The sequence below is a fragment of the Mesorhizobium sp. M00.F.Ca.ET.216.01.1.1 genome, from assembly GCF_004010325.2.
Lineage (GTDB): Bacteria > Pseudomonadota > Alphaproteobacteria > Rhizobiales > Rhizobiaceae > Mesorhizobium.
Genome location: NZ_SADR02000026.1, coordinates 62077 through 83348, shown reverse-complemented (window position 1 = coordinate 83348; position 21272 = coordinate 62077). Strand labels below are relative to the sequence as shown.

The window sequence follows — 21272 nt, the reverse complement described above, 5'->3', positions numbered from 1 at the left end:
TTAGGTTGAGGGCTCCAAATTCAAATCAAGAAGGAGACGCAGCGCTTCGTCGTTGGAAATGTCTGCTGGCCAACCATAGGCCGCAGCAACCGAGGCATCGAGCGCGCGGTGTGCCTCACTCAGCTACTCCGGCTGCTCGTTGTAGAGTGCCGTCAGGGTTCGGCGAGCGAGCACGGGAGCGGCCACCTCGTATACGGCAACGTCCTGTTCGACCGCCTCCACGGCGCCACCATCGAGCGCTGCCCGGCCAATCCGGACATGAATGGCGAAATGGAAAAGGTCGCGCAGCAACGAATAGCCGAACGGTGGGCTCAGGAACGCCATCTGCATGTTGACCATGAAAATGACGCCATACCACAGCGGCACGTCTTCAGGAGCCACGCCGGCTAAACCGAACGTGCCGCCGAATTCGAGTGACTTAAGGATGGGCAGAAATATCGGTACGGTGAGGAGGAGAATGCCCACCCAGTCAAGAAACATGCCCAGGACGAACAGGATGATCGTCATCAGAACAAGAACGCCGTAAGGCGCCAAGCCTGTTCCGAGTATGGATTCGGCGACGAAGCTTCTCAGCCCGAACGCTTCAGGCTCGATCCGCTCCAAAAAATGCGGGACTAAACATCTAGCGGTCGGATCGAGTTCTTCCGATCAGTTCCATCCAGTCGGCGATAAAGGTCTTGCGCTGAATCTCGTCCTGCGCGGCGAGCAAGGCAGGGCCGATCCGGATGGGCCGGCCGATGCCGGATTCCACGAGGGCGGCAGGGCCATCGACGCCAGCGGGCAATGCCGCATCTTCCGCGAAGAAGAAGGACTTCTCTTGCGCCACGCGGCGGCCGCGTACTGACAACAGGTAGTTCAGGAACGTCTTGCCGAGATCGGGATGCGGTGCCCGTGACGGAATCAACGCGCCGCGCGACAGGATCAGCGTGTAGTCCCTTGGCAGGACGATGCCGAGAGCGGTGTTGGCGCGCGCGGCTGCATAGGCGTAGGAGCCAAGCACATTATAAGCGAGGCTGATCCTGCCGGCGACGAGTTCGCCGAGCACCTCGTTGTTGCAGCATCGTATGACGGTCTCTGTGCGGCTGAGCGTTTCAAGCAGCCGTCCGTTGGCGGTCGGCGCCTGGCGCGAGTCGTTGAAGGCGAGAAGATAGCCGACACCTGAGGCCGCGATGTCATAGGTGCCGACGCGGCCCCGGTATTTCTCGGGATTGCGCCTGAGGAGATCCGAAAGCGCATCGTGGCTGACTGGAACGTCTTCAGGCGGCACGGTGCGGCGATCATAGACGAAGACGACAGGTTCGAATGTGAAGCCAAAGACCTCGTCGCGCCAGTTCGCCCATGCCGGCACGCCTTTGGTTTCGGAAGAGCTGTGCGGCTGCGCGCAACCGTCATTGGCGAGCCTGACGAGTTGATCGACCGACGAAGACAGAAGGATATCGGCGCCTTCGGCCTCTCCGGCGCAGACCTTTGTCGCCTGCCGGAACAGGTCGTTTGTAACCATGTCGGTGAATTCGATGGCGATGTTGGGATAGATATTCTGGAAATCGTCGATCAGAGGACGCATGGCCGCAAGATCAGTCGCCGCGTGGACGACGAGATGGCCGGCATCCGGACCTTTCGCGGGGAATATCTCACGGTCGCCCTCAAGTGCCTTTGCCTGCATGGGCATCAACAGTGCAAGCACGGTGAGTGCGACGCTGCTAATCCAGCGCATCAACTGCCCCCGTTCGCCAAAGGTAATTCGATGGAGACGCAAAACAATTCGGTTGCGGTGCGCTCGCGGAACCGCAATTGCCCGCCGAGCTTGACCGCGACTTCGGATGCGATGGCGAAGCCGAGCCCTGAAGCTCCTTCGGCGTCCGAACGGGACGAATAGAAGCGGCTGGTGACCTGCGCCCAGTCGGCTGCCTGGATTCCGGGGCCGTCGTCGAGAACATCGACGACACCGAAATTGCCCCTTTGCCGAACATGCACCTCCAGGTGCGCGGCCACTCCGTGGCGCAGCGCATTGTCGATCACGTTGGCGATCGCTTCGCGGAGACTGAGCATGTCGCCGAGAACCGTCAGCTCTTCGTCCGCGGGCTCGAAGGACACTACGATATCCGGGTCGACGGTGATCGGAACGGCATTGCGCAAAGCCTTGCGGGCAACATCGTTGAGAGCAACCGGCTCCAGATGGATAGAGTCGAAGCGATGGATCACCATGGCATGATTGAGCAGCTGGTTGGTGAGGCGCGCGAGTTCGGTCGTGCGGCTCTGGACGCGTTGCAGATGCCGGCGATCGTCGGGCGCCAGCTTCTCCTCGTCGATCAGGCTCACCTGGGCGGAAAGGGCGGTCAGCGGCGTTCGGATCTGGTGAGCGCTGTCGGCAATGTAGCGCTGCAGTAGCTTCACCCGCTCGTCGAGCCGGGTAATAAAATGATTGATCGACGTCACGAAGGGAGAGAGTTCATCGGGCACGGATACCGTCAGCGGGGTGAGATCCTGCGGGTCGCGTCGCCTGAGCGCAGCGCCGAGATCGCCAACAGGCTGTAGTGAGTAACGAACGGCAAGTGCAGTGCCAATGACCGCTACTAGGCTCATGATGGCGACCAGGATGACGGCTCGCGTCGTCAGCTCCGAGGCGAGGGCTTGCCTGGCTTCAGTCGTCTGCGCCACCACGACATACGCCCATCCGGTGCCCTGCGGCATGCTCATGGCACGAGACACGGCCACATTGCGCACCGCAACTCCCAGATAGGACCCGTTGGTGAAGATCGGACCGATCCGGCTGGCGGCGAGGTCGATTTTAGGCGCGAGATCCGGATAACCAGTGAGCGTCGTCCCGGAGGGATCGACGACGCGATAGAAGATACGGTCGCGCTGGGCCAGTCCAAGCAGTTCGAACGCCGACGGGGGCAGCACGAAGTGCAGGCTGCCGTCGGCTACGACAAGGCCCTCGCTCATCTGGAACGCCGCGCCGAGCTGTAGCCGGTCGTAAGCCTCGTTGGCGGCCGTGCGGGCGTAGAACCAGGCAGCCGTGATCAGGGCGGCCGCGCCCAGCGCTAGCACGACGCCCACGCGCCGCATGAGCCGCGCGAACAGCGAAGTGCTATGCGGCATCATCGGAGACAAGCTGATAGCCGGTGCCGCGCAATGTCACGATGCGCGCGCGGGCGCCGTCGAGTTTCTTTCGCAGCCGGCCGACATAGAGCTCGATGGCATTGACACCGGCCGCGTCGTCGAAGCCGAAGAGCTGATCGAGCAGCTCTTCCTTGCTGAAGACCCTGCCGGGCCGGGAAGCGAGGATCTCCAGCAATGCGATCTCGCGGCGCTTCAACTGCACCTCGCGCCTGCCCACCATCACGTTGCGATTGGCGCGATCGAGCCTGATATCGCCGCAGACGATAAAATTGGTCGGGTCGCCCCCACTGCTGCGCCGCAGCAGCACACGCGCACGTGCTTCAAGTTCTCGGAAATCGAACGGTTTGACGAGATAGTCATCAGCACCGAGATCGAGCGCACCCACGCGGTCGTCGATTTCCGACCGCGCGGTCAGCATCAGGACAGGGATGCCGATGCGCGCCTGACGGAGTTTCTTCAAGATGGAGAAGCCGTCGAGGCCCGGAAGCATAACGTCGAGTATGACGAGATCATACGCGGTGTGCGCCAGGATTTCCGATGCCGCGGTCCCGTCCGTTTCCCAGTCCACCGTATGGCCAGTCTGCTGAAAGCGACGACAGATCGCCTCACCCACGTCATCAGTATCTTCGACCAAAAGAATGCGCACGCATGATGATTGCATGCACCCGGATGCCGGACAAGATGCGGCAATGTCCATCCTTTCCGCGATCCATACCGGCAAAGCGATCCTCGCCGCTGATCGGAGGCAGAAGGTTCTGGCGTGACAGGATGGTGACAGGAATCGCGGCTACTGTGACTGCGCCGGTCCCGGTCGAGGGAGCAAGGGTCCGGTCCGGGGAGGAAGCCGTGTTCATACGGTCCCTGCGCGATGCCGAGGCATCCGCAACGCCGTTGCGCTGGCATTCCACGAAACCGGACGCTCCGGATTCGACGGGAGGACCCATGTCAAAAATTCTCATGAACACCTTGTTTGGCGCGGCCGTGGTCATGTTCGCCTTCGTGGCGTCGGCCGGCGCGGAACCGGCGAAGCCCGAATGCCTTGCCGGCGCAAAGCCGGGCGGCGGCTTTGACCTGACCTGTCGGCTCGCCGCCGACGCGTTGCTCAAGACCAAGCAGATCTCCGCGCCCATGGCCGTCACCTACATGGAAGGCGGCGTCGGCGCGGTGGCATACAACCATGTTGCCAGCAAGCGCTCCAAGGATGCAAACCTCATTACCGCGGCGTCCTCCGGCTCCGCCCTGCTTCTGGCACAGGGCAAGTTCGGCCACTACGACGAGGGTGCTGTCCGCTGGCTCGGCGCTATCGGTGCCGACTACGGCGTCCTAGTGGTTGCCGCCGATTCCCCGTACAAGACGCTCGGCGAACTGGTTGAGGCCTATAAGGCCAATCCCGCTGATTTCGCGATCGCAGGCGGCGGCGCTGTCGGATCGCAGGACTGGATGAAAGGGTCGCTGCTGGCCAAGGCGGCGGGTCAGGACCCGAAGCAGATGCGCTATGTCGCGCTTGAAGGCGGTGGCGCCGTCCTGACCGCGCTCGAAGGCGGTCACGTCAAGGTGGGTTCGGGCGATGCCGCCGAAATGGTCAAGCATCATCTCGCCGGCAAGATCCGTATCCTTGCCGTCATGGCGCCGGCACGACTTCCCGGCGATCTCGCCGACGTTCCGACGGCCCGCGAGCAGGGCTTCAACATCGATTGGCCGGTCTGGCGCGGCTTCTATGTCGGCAAGGAGGTCTCCGACGCCGACTACGACTGGTGGGTTCAGGCGTTCAAGAAGGCCATGGACACCCCGGAATTCGCCAGGGAGCGCGAAGCGCGCGGTCTGTTCGAGTTCAAGTTGTTCGGGAAGGATTTCGACGAACGCGTCAGAGCGGACGTCGCGCAGTTCAAGATCCTCGCCAAGGAAGCCGGGATGTAAGCCCGACTCCTACAAGCCCGTTCACGAAACCAGAAGACGACGCCCTCCCGCATTCGGCCGGCTGGCCGATCGCGGGGCGGTGGCGACGCATGACGCACTTTTGGAGGAATCGATGTCCGACCATGCTGAACTTTCGGCGAGGGCGGTGCGGATGATCGGCCGCGGCGCGGCCATCTGCCTGCTCGTCTTGGCGATCGCCTACGGCATCGGCGGCGGCGAGATCGAGTATTCCTTCTCTTCCGATCCGTTGGGACCGAAGGTTTTCCCGGTCGCCCTGGCGGTCGTGCTTGGCCTGCTGAGCGTCTGGTACTTCTTCTCGTGTGGTTCGGCCGAGGGCTTCCCGGCGGGGCGGCTGCTTCTTCGGGTGCTCGGAATCCCGCTGGTGATGATCGTCGCGGTGGCCATGTTCGAGCCGGCCGGCTTCATGGCGTCGATCTTCGTTCTCACTTTCGGCACGGCTCTGCTGTTTGGCGCCCCATGGCTCAAGGCTCTCGCCGGCGCCATCGGCCACGCCGTGCTCTGGTGGTTCGTCTTTTCCTACCTCCTGGAAGTCTATCTGCCGGCAGGAAGCGTTTTCGGCGGCTAGACCGAGCTCCGACGCAAGGCGAATAGTGAAATCGGAAAGGTCCTATCCATGAACCTCGATTATCTGTGGCAGGGTTTTGCCGTTGCGCTTACGGGCCAGAACCTGCTTGTGGGTTTTGTCGGCTGCTTCATCGGCACGCTCGTCGGCGCCCTGCCGGCCATCGGCCCCATCAACGGCATCGCGCTGCTGTTGCCGATCGCCTATACGATGGGCCTGCCGGCGGAGAGCACCATGATCCTGCTCGCCGCGATCTATTGTGGCGCCGAGTATGGCGGCCGCATTTCGTCGATCCTTCTCAACGTGCCCGGCGATGCCGGCGCCGTGATGACCGCGATGGACGGCTATCCCATGGCCAAGCAGGGGAGGGCCGGCGAAGCGCTCGCGCTTTCCGGCCTTTCCTCGTTCGTCGGCGGCATGCTGGGTTCTCTCGGCTTGGCGCTGTTCGCGCCGCTGCTTTCCAGACTTGCGGTGGGCTTCGGGCCAGCGGAGTATTTCGTGCTGATGATCTTCGCCTTCGCCACACTGGGTTCCATGGTCGGCAGCCAGCCGGTGAAGACCCTGATCGGCTGCGCGCTCGGCCTCATGCTTGCAACGATCGGCCTCGACGCCACATCTGGCGCCTATCGCTTCACCTTCGACCAACCGGAACTGAGCGACGGCATCGAGTTCGTCGTGCTCGTCATCGGGCTGTTCTCGATCTCGGAGGCGCTGATTATCTTGGAGAACCAGGGGCGCGGCATGACCGTGATCCGCGAACTCGGCCGGATGACCGCGCGCATGAGCGATATCGTAAGATGCACCGGCGCCACTATTCGCAGCTCGGTGATCGGTTTCGTGGTGGGCGTGCTCCCCGGCACCGGCGCGTCGGTTTCGAGCGCGATCTCCTATACGACGGAAAAGCGCCTTTCCGACACGGAAGGGACCTTTGGCAAGGGAGACGTGCGGGGCCTTGCGGCGCCGGAAGCCGCCAACAACGCGACCGCCTGCGGTGCCTTCGTGCCGATGCTGACGCTCGGGGTCCCGGGTTCTGGCACCACCGCGGTGATGCTGGGTGCGCTGATGCTCTACAACATCCAACCCGGCCCGATGCTGTTAACAGAGCATCCTGAGATCGTCGGCGGACTCGTCGCCTCGCTCTTCGTGGGCAATGTCATACTTTTGGCCTTGAACCTGCCGCTGGTTCAGATATTCGCCCGAGTGTTGACGGTGCCGAACTGGCTCCTGGTGCCAGGCATCCTGGTGCTGTCAGTCGTCGGCGTTTACTCCAGCCACTCTTCGGTCTTCGCGGTCTTCCTGATGATGGGGATCGGCATGGCGGGATGGCTGCTGCGCAAGGCCGGGTTCGACATGGCACCGATCATCCTGGGTTTCGTGCTGGGGCGCGTCATGGAGGTCAACCTGCGCAATGCGCTTGCCATCAGCGGCGGCGAAATTTCCATCCTGTTCAGCAGCACCATCTGCATCGTGTTGTGGATTATGGCCGCGGCCGTCACCATTCTGCCGGCCTACCTCTCGAGACGCGCGAGAGTGCGGACGCTCCAGCCGACGTGAACGCACGACCAGCGGCTCCGCCACCGTCGACCTTGAAACAGCTGACCTCCTAGCTAACGGCCGACCCTCCAGGCCGTAACGGCTGGCAGTCGACCTCGCCCATCGCGCTGACGATGGCCTTTCGCTTGCCCCGACGAGCAGCTGACGGCGTCGTCCTGCTCGCCGGCGAGGTGGTTGCGGTCCATCCGGTGTTCGGCCTTGATATGGCCGATCACGGGCTCGATCGCGGAGCGGCGGCGCATCTGGCGCTTGATGGCTGGGGTGACGCGGCCGGCGGTGAAGACCCTGAACTTGTGGCTGTCGGGTGCATGTGGCCCGATATCCGGCGTCGGCGAGAATGCGGCCGATCTCATTGCCGATGGTCTCTTCCATGTCCGGGATCACGGTGGCCAGCGGAAGGCAAAAAACGTGACCCATTCAAGCGAAAAGCTATCAAATTCGATTGAACCGCGGCGTCGGATGACGAAAGCCGCAAGTGTGGTCAATTGCCTCCATACATGACCTTCGGCAGCCAGACGACGATTGAGGGGAACACGATGCACAGTCCCACTCCGATCGCCTGCAGGCACAAGAAGGGGACCGCGGATCGGAAGATCGTCGCCATCGAGATCTCCGGCGGCGCAACACTCTTCAGATAAAACAGCGAATAGCCGAACGGTGGGCTCAGGAACGCCATCTGCATGTTGACCATGAAAATGACGCCATACCACAGCGGCACGTCTTCAGGAGCCACACCGGCCAACCCGAACGCACCGCCGAACTGAAGCGATTTAAGGATGGGCAGAAATATCGGTACGGTGAGGAGGAGAATGCCCACCCAGTCAAGAAACATGCCCAGGACGAACAGGATGATCATCATCAGAACAAGAACGCCATAAGGCGCCAAGCCTGTTCCGAGTATGGATTCGGAAACGAAGTTCTGCCCACCCTTTAGGATGAAGAAGCCGACGAACATGGTGGCGCCGAAGAATATCCACATGACCATCGCCGTGGCCTTGAGCGTCGCGACACTGGCTTCCCGGATCGTGTCCCAGGTCAGGCGCCGATGTGCGGCGCAGACGATGAAAGCACCGAACGTACCGATGCCGGCGGCCTCGACCGGCGTGGCAATGCCCATGAAGATGACCCCGAGTACCAGCAGGATCAGCAGTATCGGCATGAACGTGCGGCGCAAAAGCTTGAGTTTTTGGGCGAATGCGATGCGCTCGTTCGGCGGCAACGCCGGGCCGAGCCTGGGGTTGATGTAACAGCGCGCCGTCACGTACGCGACGTACATCCCGGACAGCAGCAGCCCGGGAAACACCGACCCGATCAAAAGCTCGCCCAGCGACTGCTGCGCCACGACGGCATAGACGATCGCCATGACGGAAGGGGGTATGAGAATGCCAAGGGTCCCGCCTGCAAGGAGCGAGCCGCAGGCGAGCTTGGCGTCATAGTTGCGGCGCAGCATGGCGGGCAGCGCGATCATGCCCATCGTCACTTCCGTCGCCCCGACCACGCCGACCATCGCGGCCAGCAGCGTGCAGGAGATCACCGTGGCCGAAGCGAGACCGCCTTTCAGTCCGCCCAGCCATTTGTAGACGACGTCGAACAACTCCTCGATGATGCCGGCCTTCTCGAGAATCGCGGCCATGAAGATGAAAAGCGGCACCGCCGAGAGCTGATAATCCGTCATGAACGGGAAGACCCGAGACGGCAGCATGTTCAGCATGGCCGAATTGCCGAACAGAAAGAGGAAAAGCACGGCAAGGCTGCCGGTGCAAAAGGCCATCGGCAATCCGAGCAGCAAAAGGACGCCCAGCCCCCCGAACATCAATATGCTGAGCCACAGGATCGGAAGCTCGAGACCCATCGCTCAGCCAATCCTTCCGAATGCAGTGGCGATGTCTCGCATCAGCCGGGACAGACCCTGAAGCAACAGGAGCGCCGCCCCGATGGGGATCGCGAGCTTTACCGGCCAGTATTGAATGCCCCATTCGGTGAACGAGCGTTCGCCAACCGCCATGGCATCACTCGCAAATCGCCACCCTGTGACCAGCATGGTGCCGGTGAACAGGAAGAAGAAGGCCGAGGTGATGATGTCGCAGATAGCCCGACCGCGTTCGGAGAGGTGGCTGTAGACGATGTCGACCCTGACATGGGTTTCGTCGCGATAGGCATAGGCTCCTGCCAGCATGTACTGGATGCCGAACATAAGAAACATGCTCTCATGCACCCAGTTCGTCGGCGAATTGAAGACGTAACGGGCCACGACCTCGTAATAATAGGCGATGACCGCGAGGACTGACCAGTAGGCGACCAACTCGCCCGTCACTCTTACCAGCCGATCAACGGGCCGAAAAACAGCGAGCGGAGCTTTGACCGGCGTGGCGGGGACGTCAGTCACCAGCGGATGGTTGTCGGTTGGGGCCGGTTGAACCTCACGTTCGCGTGCGCGGCGAACCAGGCCCGGGATCAGAAAGACGTCACCCGCGAGAACGAGGCCGAGGAGAATTCCGGCAATTCGGGCAAGGGTGTTCGAGCGGGCGAGTCCAGCAATGGCAGCAGCGTCATTGCCGTGAGCCGTCACCGCATCCGCCTCGGCCTTCGCAAGGCGACCGGCGGCACCGCTCTTGCCGGATGTGACATCCGCCCTGGTTTGCCTCAGGACCCTTTCGGCATGCTCCGCTTGGGATCGAGCCAGCGACAATGCTTCGCGCCCATCCCGCACCTGAGCACTGGTCCAGAGAACAGCGGCGAAGAATGGGATGAACAAGAACCCCCAGCGGCTCTTCAGGTAGAAACGGTGCATGCCGAGAAAACCGGCAGTGACCAAGAAGAAATAGGCGAGGAACAGGTTGGCTTGGCCGGCATCGCGTCGAGCCCGCTCGCGGTAGACGAGCACGACCGCAACAAGTGGAAACAGCACCAGGCTCGACCAGTAGAGCCAGTGCGGCAGCACAAATGTGAGTGAGGGCATCGGCGACTGCCTCTTGAAGGAGAGTGCGCCCGCCCGGAAGGACGGGCGCGGAGGGCCTCAGAGGTTGATCGACAACCCCTGATACATGTCCGGCGTTACGTAGCCGACCGTCGGATTCTCCATCACCTCGAGCTGCAGTTTGAAGATGCGCGCAGCGTCCTTGTCCTTGTTTGCCCACTCGAACCAGATCGGCACAGCGATCTCCTGGAACTTCTGAAGATCTTCCGCCCCAAGCCGGTTGATTTCAATGCCCGCGTCGGTGAATTTGTGCCAAGCCTCCATATCGGCCTTCTGGATCGCGCCGAAATGGGTGTTGGAATAGACTTGGATCTCGTCTTCCACGAACTTCTTGAGGTTGTCCGGGAGTTGGTTCCAGACATTCATGTTGACGGCAAAGTCCATCAGATCGACGGGCTGGTATACGGACATCAGACCGGCTGGACCCATGGAAATGTACTTGGTCACCTGCTGGAAACCGAGCGCCCAGTTTACCGCTGGGCCCGTATAATCGGCCGCATCGATAGTGCCTTTCTCCAGCGCGGAGAACACCTCGCCGCCTGGCAGCAGCGTCGTCTTGGCGCCGGCTTTCGCGAATGTCTCGGCGATCATGCCGCCCGGCACGCGCAGCTTCAGATCCCTGAAATCCTCGATCGAGCGGATCGGTGTCTTTGAGTGGATGATGTTCGGGCCGTGATGAATGCGGTTGACGTAGTAGAGACCTTGTTTCGCATAAAGGTCGCGCGCGGCCTGCAGACCACCTTTTGAATAGAAAAAGATGTCCCATTCGTGCGGATAACGCAGCCCCATCGTATAAGAGGACAGGAACGCTGCAGCGGGAAGCTTGCCGGCCCAGTAAAGTGAAAACGAGTTCATCGCTTCCAGAACGCCATTCTTCACCCCGTCGAGGAGTTCGAAGTCACCAACGATGTCCTTCGCCTTGAACGGCTGAAATTCGAGTTGTCCTCCGGTCTTTTCCTTGATGGTGCCACACCAGTTCTGGAAAGTTTCAAGTCCGACACCCGCCGGCCACGAGGTTTGAATTTTCCAGGTGATTGTGTCAGCGGCTCCGGCCCTTCGAACCCAGGGAGCGGTAACCGACGTCGCCGTTAGCCCAGCGACAAATCCACTCGTCTTCAGAAATCTTCGCCTTGATTGGGAACGCGATTCTCCGTCCATTGTCTTCCTCCCTGTTCGGCAAGCGGACAAATAATAGGCTCCGCCGGCCTCAAAACCGTAAAATCAATGACACAAGGGATGCCCCTTTGTTGTGGGACCAGATCTGCCCCTTGTCCGCAATCGTTTTTCGCCGAATTGCCAACGCCACAAACGAGCGAAAGGAAATGGCGCAGCTTGCAAATAACATAGCGCGGCACGGTCATTTTCAACCACTGCGCGCCCTACCCACAGTATGCTCGTACGGTTTCAATAAATCCATCCTTTTGAGTGGGTTATCGTTGGGTCGACGCAGCGTTTCTCCTGCTGATCCGACGCTCGGTGCGGCTCGCGCTCCGCTGGAGGCGGTCGAAGAAGCCAGCGGCCTGAAGGCCTGCAAGGAAATGGTGGCGATGATTACGGCCAGGCGGTGGTCGCGCGTCGGCGCCTGCGCCTGCAATCCGTGGCTGGTGCAGAGGATGCCGGCGACCTTCCGGCCGCCGAGATCGCGGGTAAACGCGATCGTATTGTTGAGGATTTCTATGCCGCGCGCAGCAATCGTCTTGTCGGCGCTCGAAATGTCGCCATCGGCCGGCAGTCCGATGCTGATCGCCACGCCGAGATCGAGGTCGGCGATGCGCTTGGCCAGCCTGCCGATGTCGACATTAGCAGGGTCGAGATAAGAGAATTCGATCAGGTCGAAACCGGCCTCTTTGGTGTTGGCCAGCGTCCGTTCGAGGTCACCTTGCGCCGAGCTCGACGACCAGACGAAAGAATGAATTCCAATGCGCGACATGGTCGTCTCCGTCTGCTGCGGAGCATCGGACCCGAAAGTGGACCGTTTTTGGCACAGTCCGATGCTTGGACAAAGAGTGCGGCCGGGTCTCCCGGCCGCACTGCCCGGGGAGGGATTTAGCGGACCGCGGTCCAGCCCTTGTAGTCCTTCAGGTTCTCGGCCGTGATCAGCTTGGGATCGAGCAACACGACCGGCTCGGCCGGCTTCTTGCCGGCGAGCACCTCAGCCGCCATCTGCAGGGACTGGCCAGCCATCACATAGGGATCTTGCGAGGCGGAGGCCTTGATCATCGACGCGCCGGACGCGAATTCCTTCTCGATATCGGGGGCGCCGTCGACCGCGGTGAAGATGAATTCCGAGCGGTTAAGCTGCTTGGCCGCAAGCTGGGCGCCGATCGCCGTCGGATCGTTGATGGCGAACACCGCATCGATCTTGTCGAAACGGGTCAGCAGCGACTGGAATATCTTCAGGCCGCCGTCACGTGAGCCCTCGGCATTCTGGTCGTCGGAGAGAATCTTGATGTCGGGATGCTGTGCGAGCACGTTCTTGCAGCCCTTCACCCGCTCCAGGATCGACGACGATGCCGGGCCGTTCAAGATGACGTAGTCGCCCTTGCCGCCGGTATGGTCGACCAGGTATTGGCAGGCCTCTTCCCCGGCCTTGACGTTGTTGGTCATCACGGTGACGTCGGCTCCCGGTGCCGAAACGTCGAAGGCGGCAACCACGATCCCCGCTGCTTGCGCCTTCTTCACCGCCGGCGCGATCGCCTTGGCATCGACGGCATTGAGCATGATCACATCGACGCCGGCGGCGATGAACGAATCGACCTGAGAGACCTGCTTGTTGAGGTCGTAGTCGGCCGACACCGATGTCACCTCGACATTCGGGTTGATCTTCTTGGCGGCGTCCTCGATGCCCTTGATGGTGGCGACGAAGAATGGATTGCCGAGCAGGCCGACCGAGATTCCGACCTTGGTCAGATCCTTGGCCGAAGCCGGCGCGATGGCGGCGGCCGCGAGTGCGACGCCGCAGAGCAGTTTAGCGATGGTCTTCATTGCTTTCCTCCGATTGCCCCGCGCCGCTCACGGTGCGTTACACATGAAACCGGGTTGTTGACGCCGGCGACTAAGGTCAATCACGTTCTTGCTCCTGTCTGGAGCCTGTAGCGGTCGAGGGCGACCGCCACGATGATGACCAATCCCTTGATGATGTACTGCCAGATGTCCGAAACACCGGCGAGGATGAGCCCGTTGGACAGCACCGCTATGATCAGGCCGCCAATCAGCGTGCCCCAGATCGAGCCGACGCCGCCGACGAAGCTGGTGCCGCCGAGAATGACCGCGGCAATGGCGTCGAGCTCGTAGGACTGCCCGAGCTGCAGCCCATTGGCGGCGTAGAGCCGAGCCGCCGACATGGCGCCGCCAAGGCCGGCCAGCAGGCCGGAAACGCCATAGACGAAGAGCAGCACCAGCGGCACCTTGATGCCGGTGAGCCGCGCGGCCTCGGCGTTGCCGCCGACGGCGTAGATCCAGGTACCGAGCACGGTGCGCTTGAGCACCAGCCAGGACAGCACTACAACCGACAAGGCGATGATGGCCAGCCAGGGGATGCCGAAAAGCGAACCGTTGCCGATGAAGTCGAACGGCAGGTCCGAGTTGAACACAGTCGTGTCCTGGCCGAGCAGGCGGGCGACGCCGCGCACGGCCGTAAGCGAACCCAGCGTGACAATGAAGGGCGGCAGCTTGATGTAAGCGACGAGCAGCCCATTAATGATGAGGCCGAAACCGAGACCGACAAGAATGGCCGCTGGCACGCCGAGCATTCCCCACTCCGGCACCAGCGACACGATCACCGCCACCATCGCCGAGGCGGCAAGGATCGAGCCGACGGACAGGTCGATGCCGCCGGTCAGGATGACGAAGGTCATGCCAGCCGCCAGCACGATGTTGATCGACGACTGCTGCGTGACGATCAAAAGGTTGGTCTGGGTGAGAAAGCGCGGATTGATGAACTGGAAGCCGGCCGCCAGCAGGACCAGGACCGGCAGCATGCCGAGGGCGGCGAAGGCGGTGCGCAGCCGCCGGCTCCTGACGACTGCCTGGTCACCTCCGCTGGTTATCCCGGTCGCCCTGTCGGTCATGGCTGAGCCGCTCCCGTTGCAAATTCCATGATCTTCTCCTGACTGAGCGGCGCGCCCTCGGACGCCGTCACCTCGCCGGCGATGGTGCCATCGCGCATCACCAGCACGCGGTCGGCGACGCCGATCACCTCCGGCAGTTCGCTGGAGATCATCAGGATGGCGATACCCTTGTTGGCGAGGTTATCGATCAGCCGGTAGATTTCCGACTTCGCTCCGACGTCGACGCCGCGGGTCGGTTCGTCGAGGATAAGGACCTTCGGCTCGGTTTCGAGCAGGCGCGCGAGCAGCACCTTCTGCTGGTTGCCGCCCGATAGCGAGCCGGCGTTGGCCTGTACCGATCTGGTGCGAATTGCCAGGTCGGAAACGGCCTTGGCGGCGCGCCTTTCGGCCGTCGCGAAGTCGCGCAAGCCCCCGGCCTTCGCGTCCTTTGCGAGCACGCCGAAGTTGACATTGTCGGCAATCGACATGTCGAGAAACAGGCCGAGCTCTTTGCGGTCCTCGGTGAGATAGGCGATGCCGGCATCAAGCGCCTCGCGCGGCGAGCCGATGGATATCGGCTTGCCGTCGAGTTCCAGTGTGCCGGCGGTGCGTTTGTCGGCGCCGAAGATCAGCCGTGCCAGCTCGGTGCGGCCCGAACCGACCAGGCCTGCCAGCGCCAACACTTCGCCCTTGTGCAAATCGAAGGAGCAGTCCTTCAGGAGATTGCCGTCCGACATGCCGCGCACCGACAGCGCAACTGCGCGCTTGCTGTCCGGTGGGCGGTGATCCTTCTTGTAGAAGGCAGACAAGTCACGGCCGACCATCATCGAGACGAGGCGCGAGGCGTTGAGGTCGGCGCGATCGAGCGTACCGACATAGCCGCTGTCGCGCAGCACGCTAACGCGGTCTGCGAGCTGGTAGACCTCTTCCATGCGGTGGCTGATGTAGATGATGGCGATGCCTTGCGACTTCAGCGTCGCGATGACCTCGAACAACCTGTCGGTCTCGCGCGAGGTCAGCGAGGTGGTCGGCTCGTCCATAACGATGATGCGCGCGCTGGTCGAAAGCGCGCGTGCGATCTCGACCAATTGGCGTTCGCCGAGCGAAAGGCTGGAGACCAGCGCACGTGCCGAGAAGGAGACGCTGAGCCGCGCGATGATTTCCTTGGCGCGCCGGTTGCACTGATCACGGTCGACGACGCCGAACCGCCTCGGCTCATTGCCGAGGAAGATATTTTGCGCGACCGTCAGGTTAGGCGCCAGCGACAGTTCCTGATAGATGACGGCAATGCCGTGGGCGCGTGCCTTGATCGGGTCGCCGGTGGCGGCCGCTATGCCGTCGATCAGGATCTCGCCTCCGGCATCTGGCCGATAGGCGCCGGACAGCACCTTCATCAGCGTCGACTTGCCGGCGCCGTTTTCGCCCATCAGCGCGTGCAGTTCACCGGCGTGGACGGTCAGCGACACATCCTGCAAGGCGCGGATTGCACCGAACGTCTTCGAGATGTGCCGCATTTCCAGTACCGGCTGGCGCGCCATGTCCGTCTGGACAGCGGCAGTCATCGCGAACCTCCTGCTGCTGCAATGATGCCGCGGTCGGCGGCGAGGCCGCGCCAGTCGTCACGGTAGGAGGAAAGCCCGGTGAAGTTCGAGGCACGCACAGGTTCCGGCGCCTCGGCGGCAAACGCGCGTCCGACGCTCTCGAAGGCAAGAGCCGCCGCTCCCGTTGCGCTGCCCTCCAGCGTGGCGCCCTGCATGAAGGCTTGGCCGGGGCGCAGCTGCGCCAGCAGACTGGCGAGCAGGCCGCCACTGTTCAGCCCGCCATCAAGGATTACGGTGTCGTTCGATTGGATCAGGTCGAGACACAGATCGATCATCAGCGCGACATAGAGCAGCGCCACGGCCGCGCGCTCCTCCGCATTGGGTGCGCGCCCGACCAATTCGCCGGGATGGCCAGGCATCGGCCCGCCCGGCGCGAAGCTCGGCAGCGCCATGATGCCGGCGCCGATCACCCGCTGCACAGAGGAGCGGGCGATTGCGCCTTGCCAACCGGCGCTGATCGTCGCGAATTCGCGCCCGCCCATGAAGCGGATGGTCGGCACCGGGCCACCGTCGACATCGACATTGACCAGCATGTCGCGGTCGGGGTCGAGTGCCTCGAGCGGGCACTCCGGATTGAGTACGACGACCCAGGTGCCGGTCGAGACGACGGTGACCGGCCCGAGCCCCTGCCGGCGATAGGCATGCAAGGCGGCATTGCTGTCGTGGACGCCGTTGTGGATGGTGATCGGGAGCGTCGCCTTGCCGAAGCGCCGCTCGCCAATGACGGCGCCGGCGCGCTCGAACGCAGGCATCTGGCCGCGCCAGCCCTCGGCGTCGACCAGCGAACTGAAATCACGTCTGCGCGGCGCCCACAGGTGCGAATGGCAGCCGAGATAGGACATTTCCGACACCGCCCGGCCGCCGAAGCGCCAGCTCCAGTATTGCGGATAGCCAAGAATTGATTTCGCTGCAGCGAACGCACCCGGCTCCACCGCCTTCAGCCACAGCATATGACGACCGTAGTTGAAGCCGAGCGGCAGCCTCGGCGAAAAGGTCTCGGCAAAGTCCGGAATGCGGCGATCGATCTGCGCGGCAATCTCGGCTGGCGGCTCCTGCTCGTAGTCGAGTATCGGATGCGTCAGCGCCGCATCGTCCACCAAGGCAAAGGTGCAGCCATGGCCCGACACCATCAGCCCTTCCACGCCATGGATGTCGACCGCATCGCTTAACGTGCGAACTGCCCAATCGTGAAGCGCCGCCTCGTCGAGCACGCTGAAGCCGTCCTTCCGCACCCAGTTCGGCTGAGTCCGGCGCTCCTCGAGGATCCGCCCGTCCTGACCGAAGACGAACAGCTTCGAATTGGTCTTGCCGAAGTCGAGGACGGCAACCTTCACTGAATGGCTCCCGAGGATGAAGCTATCCGCACCATGACGCCGGCGTCTTCCAGCATCTGCGCGTCGGCATCGGACAGGCCGTCATCGGTCACCAGAGTGCCGATACGCGACAGGGGCAGTGCCACATTGCGCGCGTGGATCGACAGTTTGCGGCTGTCGGCCAGCACCACGATCTGGTCGGCGCAGAGACTGAGATCGGCAATCGAGCGGACCAGCAACGGGTGCGACTCCAGCACGCCTTCCTGGCTAAGGCCTTGCGCGCCAAGAAAGAATTTCGACGCGTAGAAGGGGACGGCCTGGGTGAGCGAATGGATGATGCCCGGTTCACGATGCAGCTCGCCGCCGGCAACGGTCAGGCTGCAGTGGCCGTGATCGCTCAGATAGGCCGCGAGCGGCATTGAGTTGGTATAGAGCCGGATGTTGCGGTCGGCGAGTTTGACCCCGAGGTGAAAGCAGGTCGAACCGCCATGGATGATCACCGCGTCGCCGTCGCGCACCATGGTCGCCGCGAGAGCGGCGATCTGCCGCTTCGCCTCGACAGCGAGGTCACGGTTTTCGTCATAGGGCCTGGCATAGGCGACGCCAGCCTGTGAAGCGCCATCGAGCGCGGAGATGCCGCCATAGACCTTCCGTGCTTCGCCGGCCTCGTCGATCTTGTCGATATCGCGCCGCACCGTCGCAGCCGACACGCCAAGCCGCTCCTGCAGCTCCCGCACCGAGGCGAAGGGGCGATCCCGCAATAGCTCGACGATTTGACGCTGACGGCCGGAGTCGCTCAATCGTTTTCCCTCCCGGAAGCCGTCTTTGCCACGGCATTTGGTGCAACTTACTCAGTGACGGCCGGATTGCAAGCGAGATTTGATGATACTAGATCACTATTGACGTAGATCACTCGCATCTGCGATATAAACGCCGACATTCGACCCGGTGACGGGACATCCAAAGCCGAGAGAGGGAGGGTGCCATGGCGACCGATGCGGATACGCAGGAACTGGCTGCCTTGCGCTCGCTTTCGGCCGACATCGGGCGCAACCCACATCTGACGCAGGCTGCAGGCGGCAACACCTCGCTGAAGGCCGCCGACACGCTCTGGATCAAGGCCTCCGGCACCTGGCTGAAGGACGCCCTTGCCGAGGACATCATGGTGCCGGTGGCCATACCCCCGCTGCTTAGGGCCGTCGAACGGCGCGACCCAGCCGCCGATCAGCCGCAGGCCTTCGCCATCGAAGCCCTCAACAGCCGTGGGCTGCGCCCGTCGATCGAGACCACGGTTCATGCACTGATGCCGCAGCGCGTCGTTCTGCATGTCCACTGCGTCGACACCATCTCGCTCGCAGTACAGGCCGATTGCGAGGCTCAGGTCGCCAAGCGCCTCGATGGCCTCGAATGGGCCTATGTTCCCTATCGGCGGCCGGGCCTGCCGCTTGCGCAGGGCATTGCGGAGCGTCTTCGCCCCGGGGTCGACGTCCTGATCCTTGCCAATCACGGCCTGGTCGTTGCAGCCGAGACTGTCGCCGAAGCCGAGCTGCTTTTGCGCCGCGTAACACAGCTTCTGGCGCGACCGGCGCGCAAGGTGACCGGGCCGGATTTTGTGGCACTGACGGCCCTCGCCGGCGACACTTGTTACAGGTTGCCGGCGGACGTCGAAGCGCATGCGGTCGCAATCGATCCGGAAAGCTGCCGCATCGCGTCCGGGGGCAGCCTCTATCCCGATCACGTCATCTTTCTCGGCAAGGGTTCGCTCGTGGCGCGACCGGGTGAGGACGTCAAGCGCGTCGTCGAGCGGTGCGGCACGCGCCCCGTGGCGATCTTGTTTCCCGGGCTCGGCGTGTTGATGCGCGGCGACGCCAGCGCCGGCGCCGACGCCATGCAGCGCTGCCTCGCCGACGTGACGGCTCGGATAGACGTCGCGGCGAGGCTGAACTATCTCACCGCCGCCGAGAACGACGAATTGATCAACTGGGACGCCGAGCAATATCGCCAGAAACTCAATGCCGCCGGCAACTGACATGCCGCTTGCCATAGGCATCGACATCGGCACATCAGGCGCGCGCACTGTCGCCATGCGTGCGGACTTTTCCATTGCCGCGCGTTCTGCCGTTTCCCTCGACAGATTTGGCAACAACGCCCGAGACCCCGCAACATGGTGGTCGGCGGTCGGCGCGGCGCTGACCGAACTGCTTTCAGGCATCGACCGCGCGGCAGTGCGGTCGATCGCCGTTGACGGCACTTCGGGCACGCTACTGTCCGTCAACGCCGCTGGGCGGCCGCTGGCCGAACCGCTGATGTACAACGACAAGGTCGCCGACGACACCATTCTGGCAGCGATCGCCAACAAGGCGCCGGCGGTGAGCGCCGCGCATGGGCCAACGTCGGGCCTCGCCAAGGCGCTGTGGTTCCAACGCCTGCCCGGCGTCGCCTCAGTGCTGCACCAGGCCGACTGGATCGCAGGAAACTTCTCCGGCCGCTTTGATATCAGCGACGAGAACAACGCCCTGAAGACCGGTTACGACGTCAAGGCCCGCTGCTGGCCGGACTGGATCGCGGCGACCGGCATGCGCATGGAAGTCCTGCCTCGTGTTGTCAGGCCGGGCGATGTGGTCGGCACGATCACCAAAGCTGCCGCGGGTCTGTTCGGCCTGGCACACGATGTCGTCATTGTCGCTGGCACGACCGATGGCTGCGCGTCGTTCCTGGCGACAGGTGCTACGGCAGCCGGCGACGGTGTCACCGCGCTAGGGTCTTCGCTGACCATCAAGATCCTGTCCGACCGGCCGATCTCGGCACCGCAGTTCGGCATCTACAGCCACCGGCTAGGGGATGATTATCTGGCGGGCGGCGCATCGAATTCCGGGGGCAAGGTGCTGGCGCAGCATTTCCCTCTTGCGCGCATCATCGAGCTCAGCGCCTTGATCGACCCTGCGACAGAAACCGGCCTGGACTATTATCCCCTTCCTGCGGCTGGCGAACGCTTCCCGATCGCCGATCCTGCACTACCGCCGCGTCTTACACCACGGCCGACGGATGACGCCGACTTTCTGAAAGCGATGTTCGAGGGAATTGCTGCGATCGAAGCGCTCGGCTATCGCCGGCTCGCTGAACTCGGTGCACCTCGGCTGACATCGGTCAGAAGTGTCGGTGGCGGCGCTGCAAATCCCGCCTGGAGCGCGATCCGGCAACACAAACTGGGTGTCGATTTCCTGCCAGTGCTTTCAGACGAGGCCGCCGCCGGCACGGCGCGGCTGGCGCTGATGGGTGCAAGCGCTGCGGGGCTTTTATGATCGCGAAACCATTTGAGCACCTCGAAGGTATCGGGCCGCTGGCCGAGCGGTACGAGGTTTTCCTGCTCGACCAGTTCGGCGTGCTGCACGACGGCACGAGCCCCTATCCAGGCGCAGTGGAGGCATTGTCGGCGCTGAGGCGCGCAGGTAAGACGATTGTGCTGGTCTCGAACTCCGGCAGGCGGGCAAAGCCCAACGAGAACCGCCTGTTGAAGCTCGGCTTCGAAGCGGGAAGCTGGGATCACTTTGTCACTTCCGGCGAGGTGGCGTGGCAGTCCTTTCACGAAATGGCAGCATCTGGAAGCCTGCGCCCAAACACAAGGTGCCTGCTGATCAGCCGCGACGACGACCGTTCGGCGATCGAAGATCTGCCTTTGGCGTTGACCAGGGACGGCAACGATGCCGAGCTGGTGCTGATCTCCGCCAGCGAGGGCGATCGCTACGACCTCGACTATTATCGAAGGCTGCTTGGTCCTGCAGCGGCGCGACAGGTGCCATGCTTCTGCACCAACCCCGACAAGATCATGCTGACGGCCGTGGGGCCTCGCTTCGGCGCCGGCCGGCTGGCGGATCTCTACGAGAGCCTCGGCGGCAGCGTCACCCGTATCGGCAAACCAGACCGCAGGATATTCGACACCGCGCTGGCGTTGGCGGGCAACCCGGACCGCGGCACCGTGGTCTGCGTCGGTGACAGCGTGGAACACGACATCGCCGGCGGGCTTGGTGCCGGCGTGGCGACTGCGCTGGTCCTGTCGGGGATATTGGCGGGCACGCCTAATCTGGCCGGCCTTTTCGACAGTCTGGACGCCTACCCCGATTACACCACGGATCTTTTCAGGTCTTGCTGAAAGCA

General features: G+C 62.8%; 19 protein-coding genes and 1 pseudogene. 6 read left to right on the top strand and 14 right to left on the bottom strand.

The annotated features are described in order from the left end of the window. Window positions 1-123: 123 nt before the first annotated feature. From EN859_RS27865 to EN859_RS27850, 4 genes are all read right to left on the bottom strand, one after another. Window positions 124-534: a TRAP transporter large permease subunit gene (locus tag EN859_RS27865; protein ID WP_245525725.1), complete on the bottom strand. Its 411-nt coding sequence runs from the start codon at window positions 532-534 to the stop codon at window positions 124-126. Window positions 535-622: 88 nt separating this feature from the next. After that, window positions 623-1714, bottom strand: coding sequence for an ABC transporter substrate-binding protein (locus EN859_RS27860; protein WP_127855931.1), 1092 nt, complete (start codon window positions 1712-1714; stop codon window positions 623-625). Continuing rightward, window positions 1714-3105, bottom strand: a complete 1392-nt coding sequence (locus tag EN859_RS27855) for a sensor histidine kinase (RefSeq protein ID WP_127855930.1) — start codon at window positions 3103-3105, stop codon at window positions 1714-1716. The genes EN859_RS27860 and EN859_RS27855 overlap by 1 nt, the downstream gene beginning before the upstream one ends. Continuing rightward, window positions 3092-3769 carry a response regulator transcription factor gene (locus EN859_RS27850; protein WP_127855953.1) on the bottom strand — a complete coding sequence of 226 codons (678 nt, stop codon included), beginning with the start codon at window positions 3767-3769 and terminating at the stop codon, window positions 3092-3094. The genes EN859_RS27855 and EN859_RS27850 overlap by 14 nt, the downstream gene beginning before the upstream one ends. 296 nt (window positions 3770-4065) lie before the next feature. Between EN859_RS27850 and EN859_RS27845 the strand changes: the two genes are divergently transcribed. The 3 genes from EN859_RS27845 (at window position 4066) to EN859_RS27835 (ending at window position 7177) form a co-directional block, all read left to right on the top strand. Beyond that, window positions 4066-5040 carry a tripartite tricarboxylate transporter substrate-binding protein gene (locus EN859_RS27845; RefSeq protein WP_245525724.1) on the top strand — a complete coding sequence of 325 codons (975 nt, stop codon included), beginning with the start codon at window positions 4066-4068 and terminating at the stop codon, window positions 5038-5040. 112 nt (window positions 5041-5152) lie between these two features. After that, window positions 5153-5626 (top strand): tripartite tricarboxylate transporter TctB family protein, encoded by a 474-nt coding sequence (locus EN859_RS27840; RefSeq protein ID WP_127855929.1) that lies wholly within the window; start codon window positions 5153-5155, stop codon window positions 5624-5626. A gap of 48 nt (window positions 5627-5674) precedes the next feature. Then, window positions 5675-7177 carry a tripartite tricarboxylate transporter permease gene (locus tag EN859_RS27835; RefSeq protein ID WP_127855928.1) on the top strand — a complete coding sequence of 501 codons (1503 nt, stop codon included), beginning with the start codon at window positions 5675-5677 and terminating at the stop codon, window positions 7175-7177. A gap of 140 nt (window positions 7178-7317) precedes the next feature. Here the strand turns inward: EN859_RS27835 and EN859_RS27830 are convergent. From EN859_RS27830 to EN859_RS27785, 10 genes and pseudogenes are all read right to left on the bottom strand, one after another. Next, window positions 7318-7570, bottom strand: a pseudogene (locus tag EN859_RS27830) (IS5/IS1182 family transposase); the annotation flags it as partial. Window positions 7571-7658: 88 nt separating this feature from the next. Continuing rightward, entirely contained in the window at window positions 7659-9029 is a 1371-nt protein-coding gene (locus tag EN859_RS27825) for a TRAP transporter large permease subunit (RefSeq protein ID WP_127855927.1), read from the bottom strand. 3 nt (window positions 9030-9032) lie between these two features. Continuing rightward, complete coding sequence (locus EN859_RS27820) at window positions 9033-10136, bottom strand: TRAP transporter small permease subunit (RefSeq protein ID WP_127855926.1); 1104 nt, start codon at window positions 10134-10136, stop codon at window positions 9033-9035. A gap of 57 nt (window positions 10137-10193) precedes the next feature. Next, the gene (gene dctP / locus EN859_RS27815; RefSeq protein ID WP_127855925.1) at window positions 10194-11312 is read right to left on the bottom strand and encodes a TRAP transporter substrate-binding protein DctP; all 1119 of its coding nucleotides are present in this window, start codon (window positions 11310-11312) and stop codon (window positions 10194-10196) included. Window positions 11313-11517: 205 nt separating this feature from the next. Beyond that, the gene (locus tag EN859_RS27810; RefSeq protein WP_245525723.1) at window positions 11518-12084 is read right to left on the bottom strand and encodes a hypothetical protein; all 567 of its coding nucleotides are present in this window, start codon (window positions 12082-12084) and stop codon (window positions 11518-11520) included. Between the two features lie 116 nt (window positions 12085-12200). Then, on the bottom strand, window positions 12201-13139 hold the full coding sequence (locus EN859_RS27805; protein WP_127855924.1) for an ABC transporter substrate-binding protein: 939 nt from the start codon (window positions 13137-13139) through the stop codon (window positions 12201-12203). 80 nt (window positions 13140-13219) lie between these two features. Beyond that, window positions 13220-14224: a ribose ABC transporter permease gene (locus tag EN859_RS27800; RefSeq protein ID WP_127855923.1), complete on the bottom strand. Its 1005-nt coding sequence runs from the start codon at window positions 14222-14224 to the stop codon at window positions 13220-13222. Then, entirely contained in the window at window positions 14221-15765 is a 1545-nt protein-coding gene (locus EN859_RS27795; protein WP_127855922.1) for a sugar ABC transporter ATP-binding protein, read from the bottom strand. Before EN859_RS27795 ends, EN859_RS27800 begins: the two co-directional genes overlap by 4 nt. Then, on the bottom strand, window positions 15762-17138 hold the full coding sequence (locus tag EN859_RS27790) for a carbohydrate kinase (protein WP_127855921.1): 1377 nt from the start codon (window positions 17136-17138) through the stop codon (window positions 15762-15764). The genes EN859_RS27795 and EN859_RS27790 overlap by 4 nt, the downstream gene beginning before the upstream one ends. Beyond that, window positions 17135-17917 (bottom strand): DeoR/GlpR family DNA-binding transcription regulator, encoded by a 783-nt coding sequence (locus EN859_RS27785; RefSeq protein ID WP_127855920.1) that lies wholly within the window; start codon window positions 17915-17917, stop codon window positions 17135-17137. Before EN859_RS27785 ends, EN859_RS27790 begins: the two co-directional genes overlap by 4 nt. Before the next feature lie 185 nt (window positions 17918-18102). On the opposite strand from EN859_RS27785, the gene EN859_RS27780 reads away from it, so the two are divergent. Genes EN859_RS27780 through EN859_RS27770 form a run of 3 tightly spaced genes read left to right on the top strand, consistent with a single transcriptional unit; the run spans window position 18103 to window position 21267 of the window. Then, window positions 18103-19146: a class II aldolase/adducin family protein gene (locus EN859_RS27780; RefSeq protein ID WP_127855919.1), complete on the top strand. Its 1044-nt coding sequence runs from the start codon at window positions 18103-18105 to the stop codon at window positions 19144-19146. 1 nt (window position 19147) lies between these two features. Beyond that, window positions 19148-20419: an FGGY-family carbohydrate kinase gene (locus EN859_RS27775; RefSeq protein WP_127855918.1), complete on the top strand. Its 1272-nt coding sequence runs from the start codon at window positions 19148-19150 to the stop codon at window positions 20417-20419. Then, complete coding sequence (locus EN859_RS27770) at window positions 20416-21267, top strand: TIGR01459 family HAD-type hydrolase (RefSeq protein ID WP_127855917.1); 852 nt, start codon at window positions 20416-20418, stop codon at window positions 21265-21267. Before EN859_RS27775 ends, EN859_RS27770 begins: the two co-directional genes overlap by 4 nt. Window positions 21268-21272 lie beyond the last annotated feature (5 nt).

Excerpts from the sequence above, each read along its gene's own strand:
- EN859_RS27840 (WP_127855929.1), top strand. The coding sequence starts at position 5,153 with ATGTCCGACCATGCTGAACTTTCGGCGAGGGCGGTGCGGATGATCGGC.
- EN859_RS27795 (WP_127855922.1), bottom strand. The coding sequence starts at position 15,765 with ATGACTGCCGCTGTCCAGACGGACATGGCGCGCCAGCCGGTACTGGAA.
- EN859_RS27855 (WP_127855930.1), bottom strand. The coding sequence starts at position 3,105 with ATGATGCCGCATAGCACTTCGCTGTTCGCGCGGCTCATGCGGCGCGTG.
- EN859_RS27825 (WP_127855927.1), bottom strand. The coding sequence starts at position 9,029 with ATGGGTCTCGAGCTTCCGATCCTGTGGCTCAGCATATTGATGTTCGGG.
- EN859_RS27820 (WP_127855926.1), bottom strand. The coding sequence starts at position 10,136 with ATGCCCTCACTCACATTTGTGCTGCCGCACTGGCTCTACTGGTCGAGC.
- EN859_RS27770 (WP_127855917.1), top strand. The coding sequence starts at position 20,416 with ATGATCGCGAAACCATTTGAGCACCTCGAAGGTATCGGGCCGCTGGCC.
- dctP (WP_127855925.1), bottom strand. The coding sequence starts at position 11,312 with ATGGACGGAGAATCGCGTTCCCAATCAAGGCGAAGATTTCTGAAGACG.
- EN859_RS27835 (WP_127855928.1), top strand. The coding sequence starts at position 5,675 with ATGAACCTCGATTATCTGTGGCAGGGTTTTGCCGTTGCGCTTACGGGC.
- EN859_RS27860 (WP_127855931.1), bottom strand. The coding sequence starts at position 1,714 with ATGCGCTGGATTAGCAGCGTCGCACTCACCGTGCTTGCACTGTTGATG.
- EN859_RS27810 (WP_245525723.1), bottom strand. The coding sequence starts at position 12,084 with ATGTCGCGCATTGGAATTCATTCTTTCGTCTGGTCGTCGAGCTCGGCG.
- EN859_RS27780 (WP_127855919.1), top strand. The coding sequence starts at position 18,103 with ATGGCGACCGATGCGGATACGCAGGAACTGGCTGCCTTGCGCTCGCTT.
- EN859_RS27775 (WP_127855918.1), top strand. The coding sequence starts at position 19,148 with ATGCCGCTTGCCATAGGCATCGACATCGGCACATCAGGCGCGCGCACT.
- EN859_RS27805 (WP_127855924.1), bottom strand. The coding sequence starts at position 13,139 with ATGAAGACCATCGCTAAACTGCTCTGCGGCGTCGCACTCGCGGCCGCC.
- EN859_RS27845 (WP_245525724.1), top strand. The coding sequence starts at position 4,066 with ATGTCAAAAATTCTCATGAACACCTTGTTTGGCGCGGCCGTGGTCATG.
- EN859_RS27800 (WP_127855923.1), bottom strand. The coding sequence starts at position 14,224 with ATGACCGACAGGGCGACCGGGATAACCAGCGGAGGTGACCAGGCAGTC.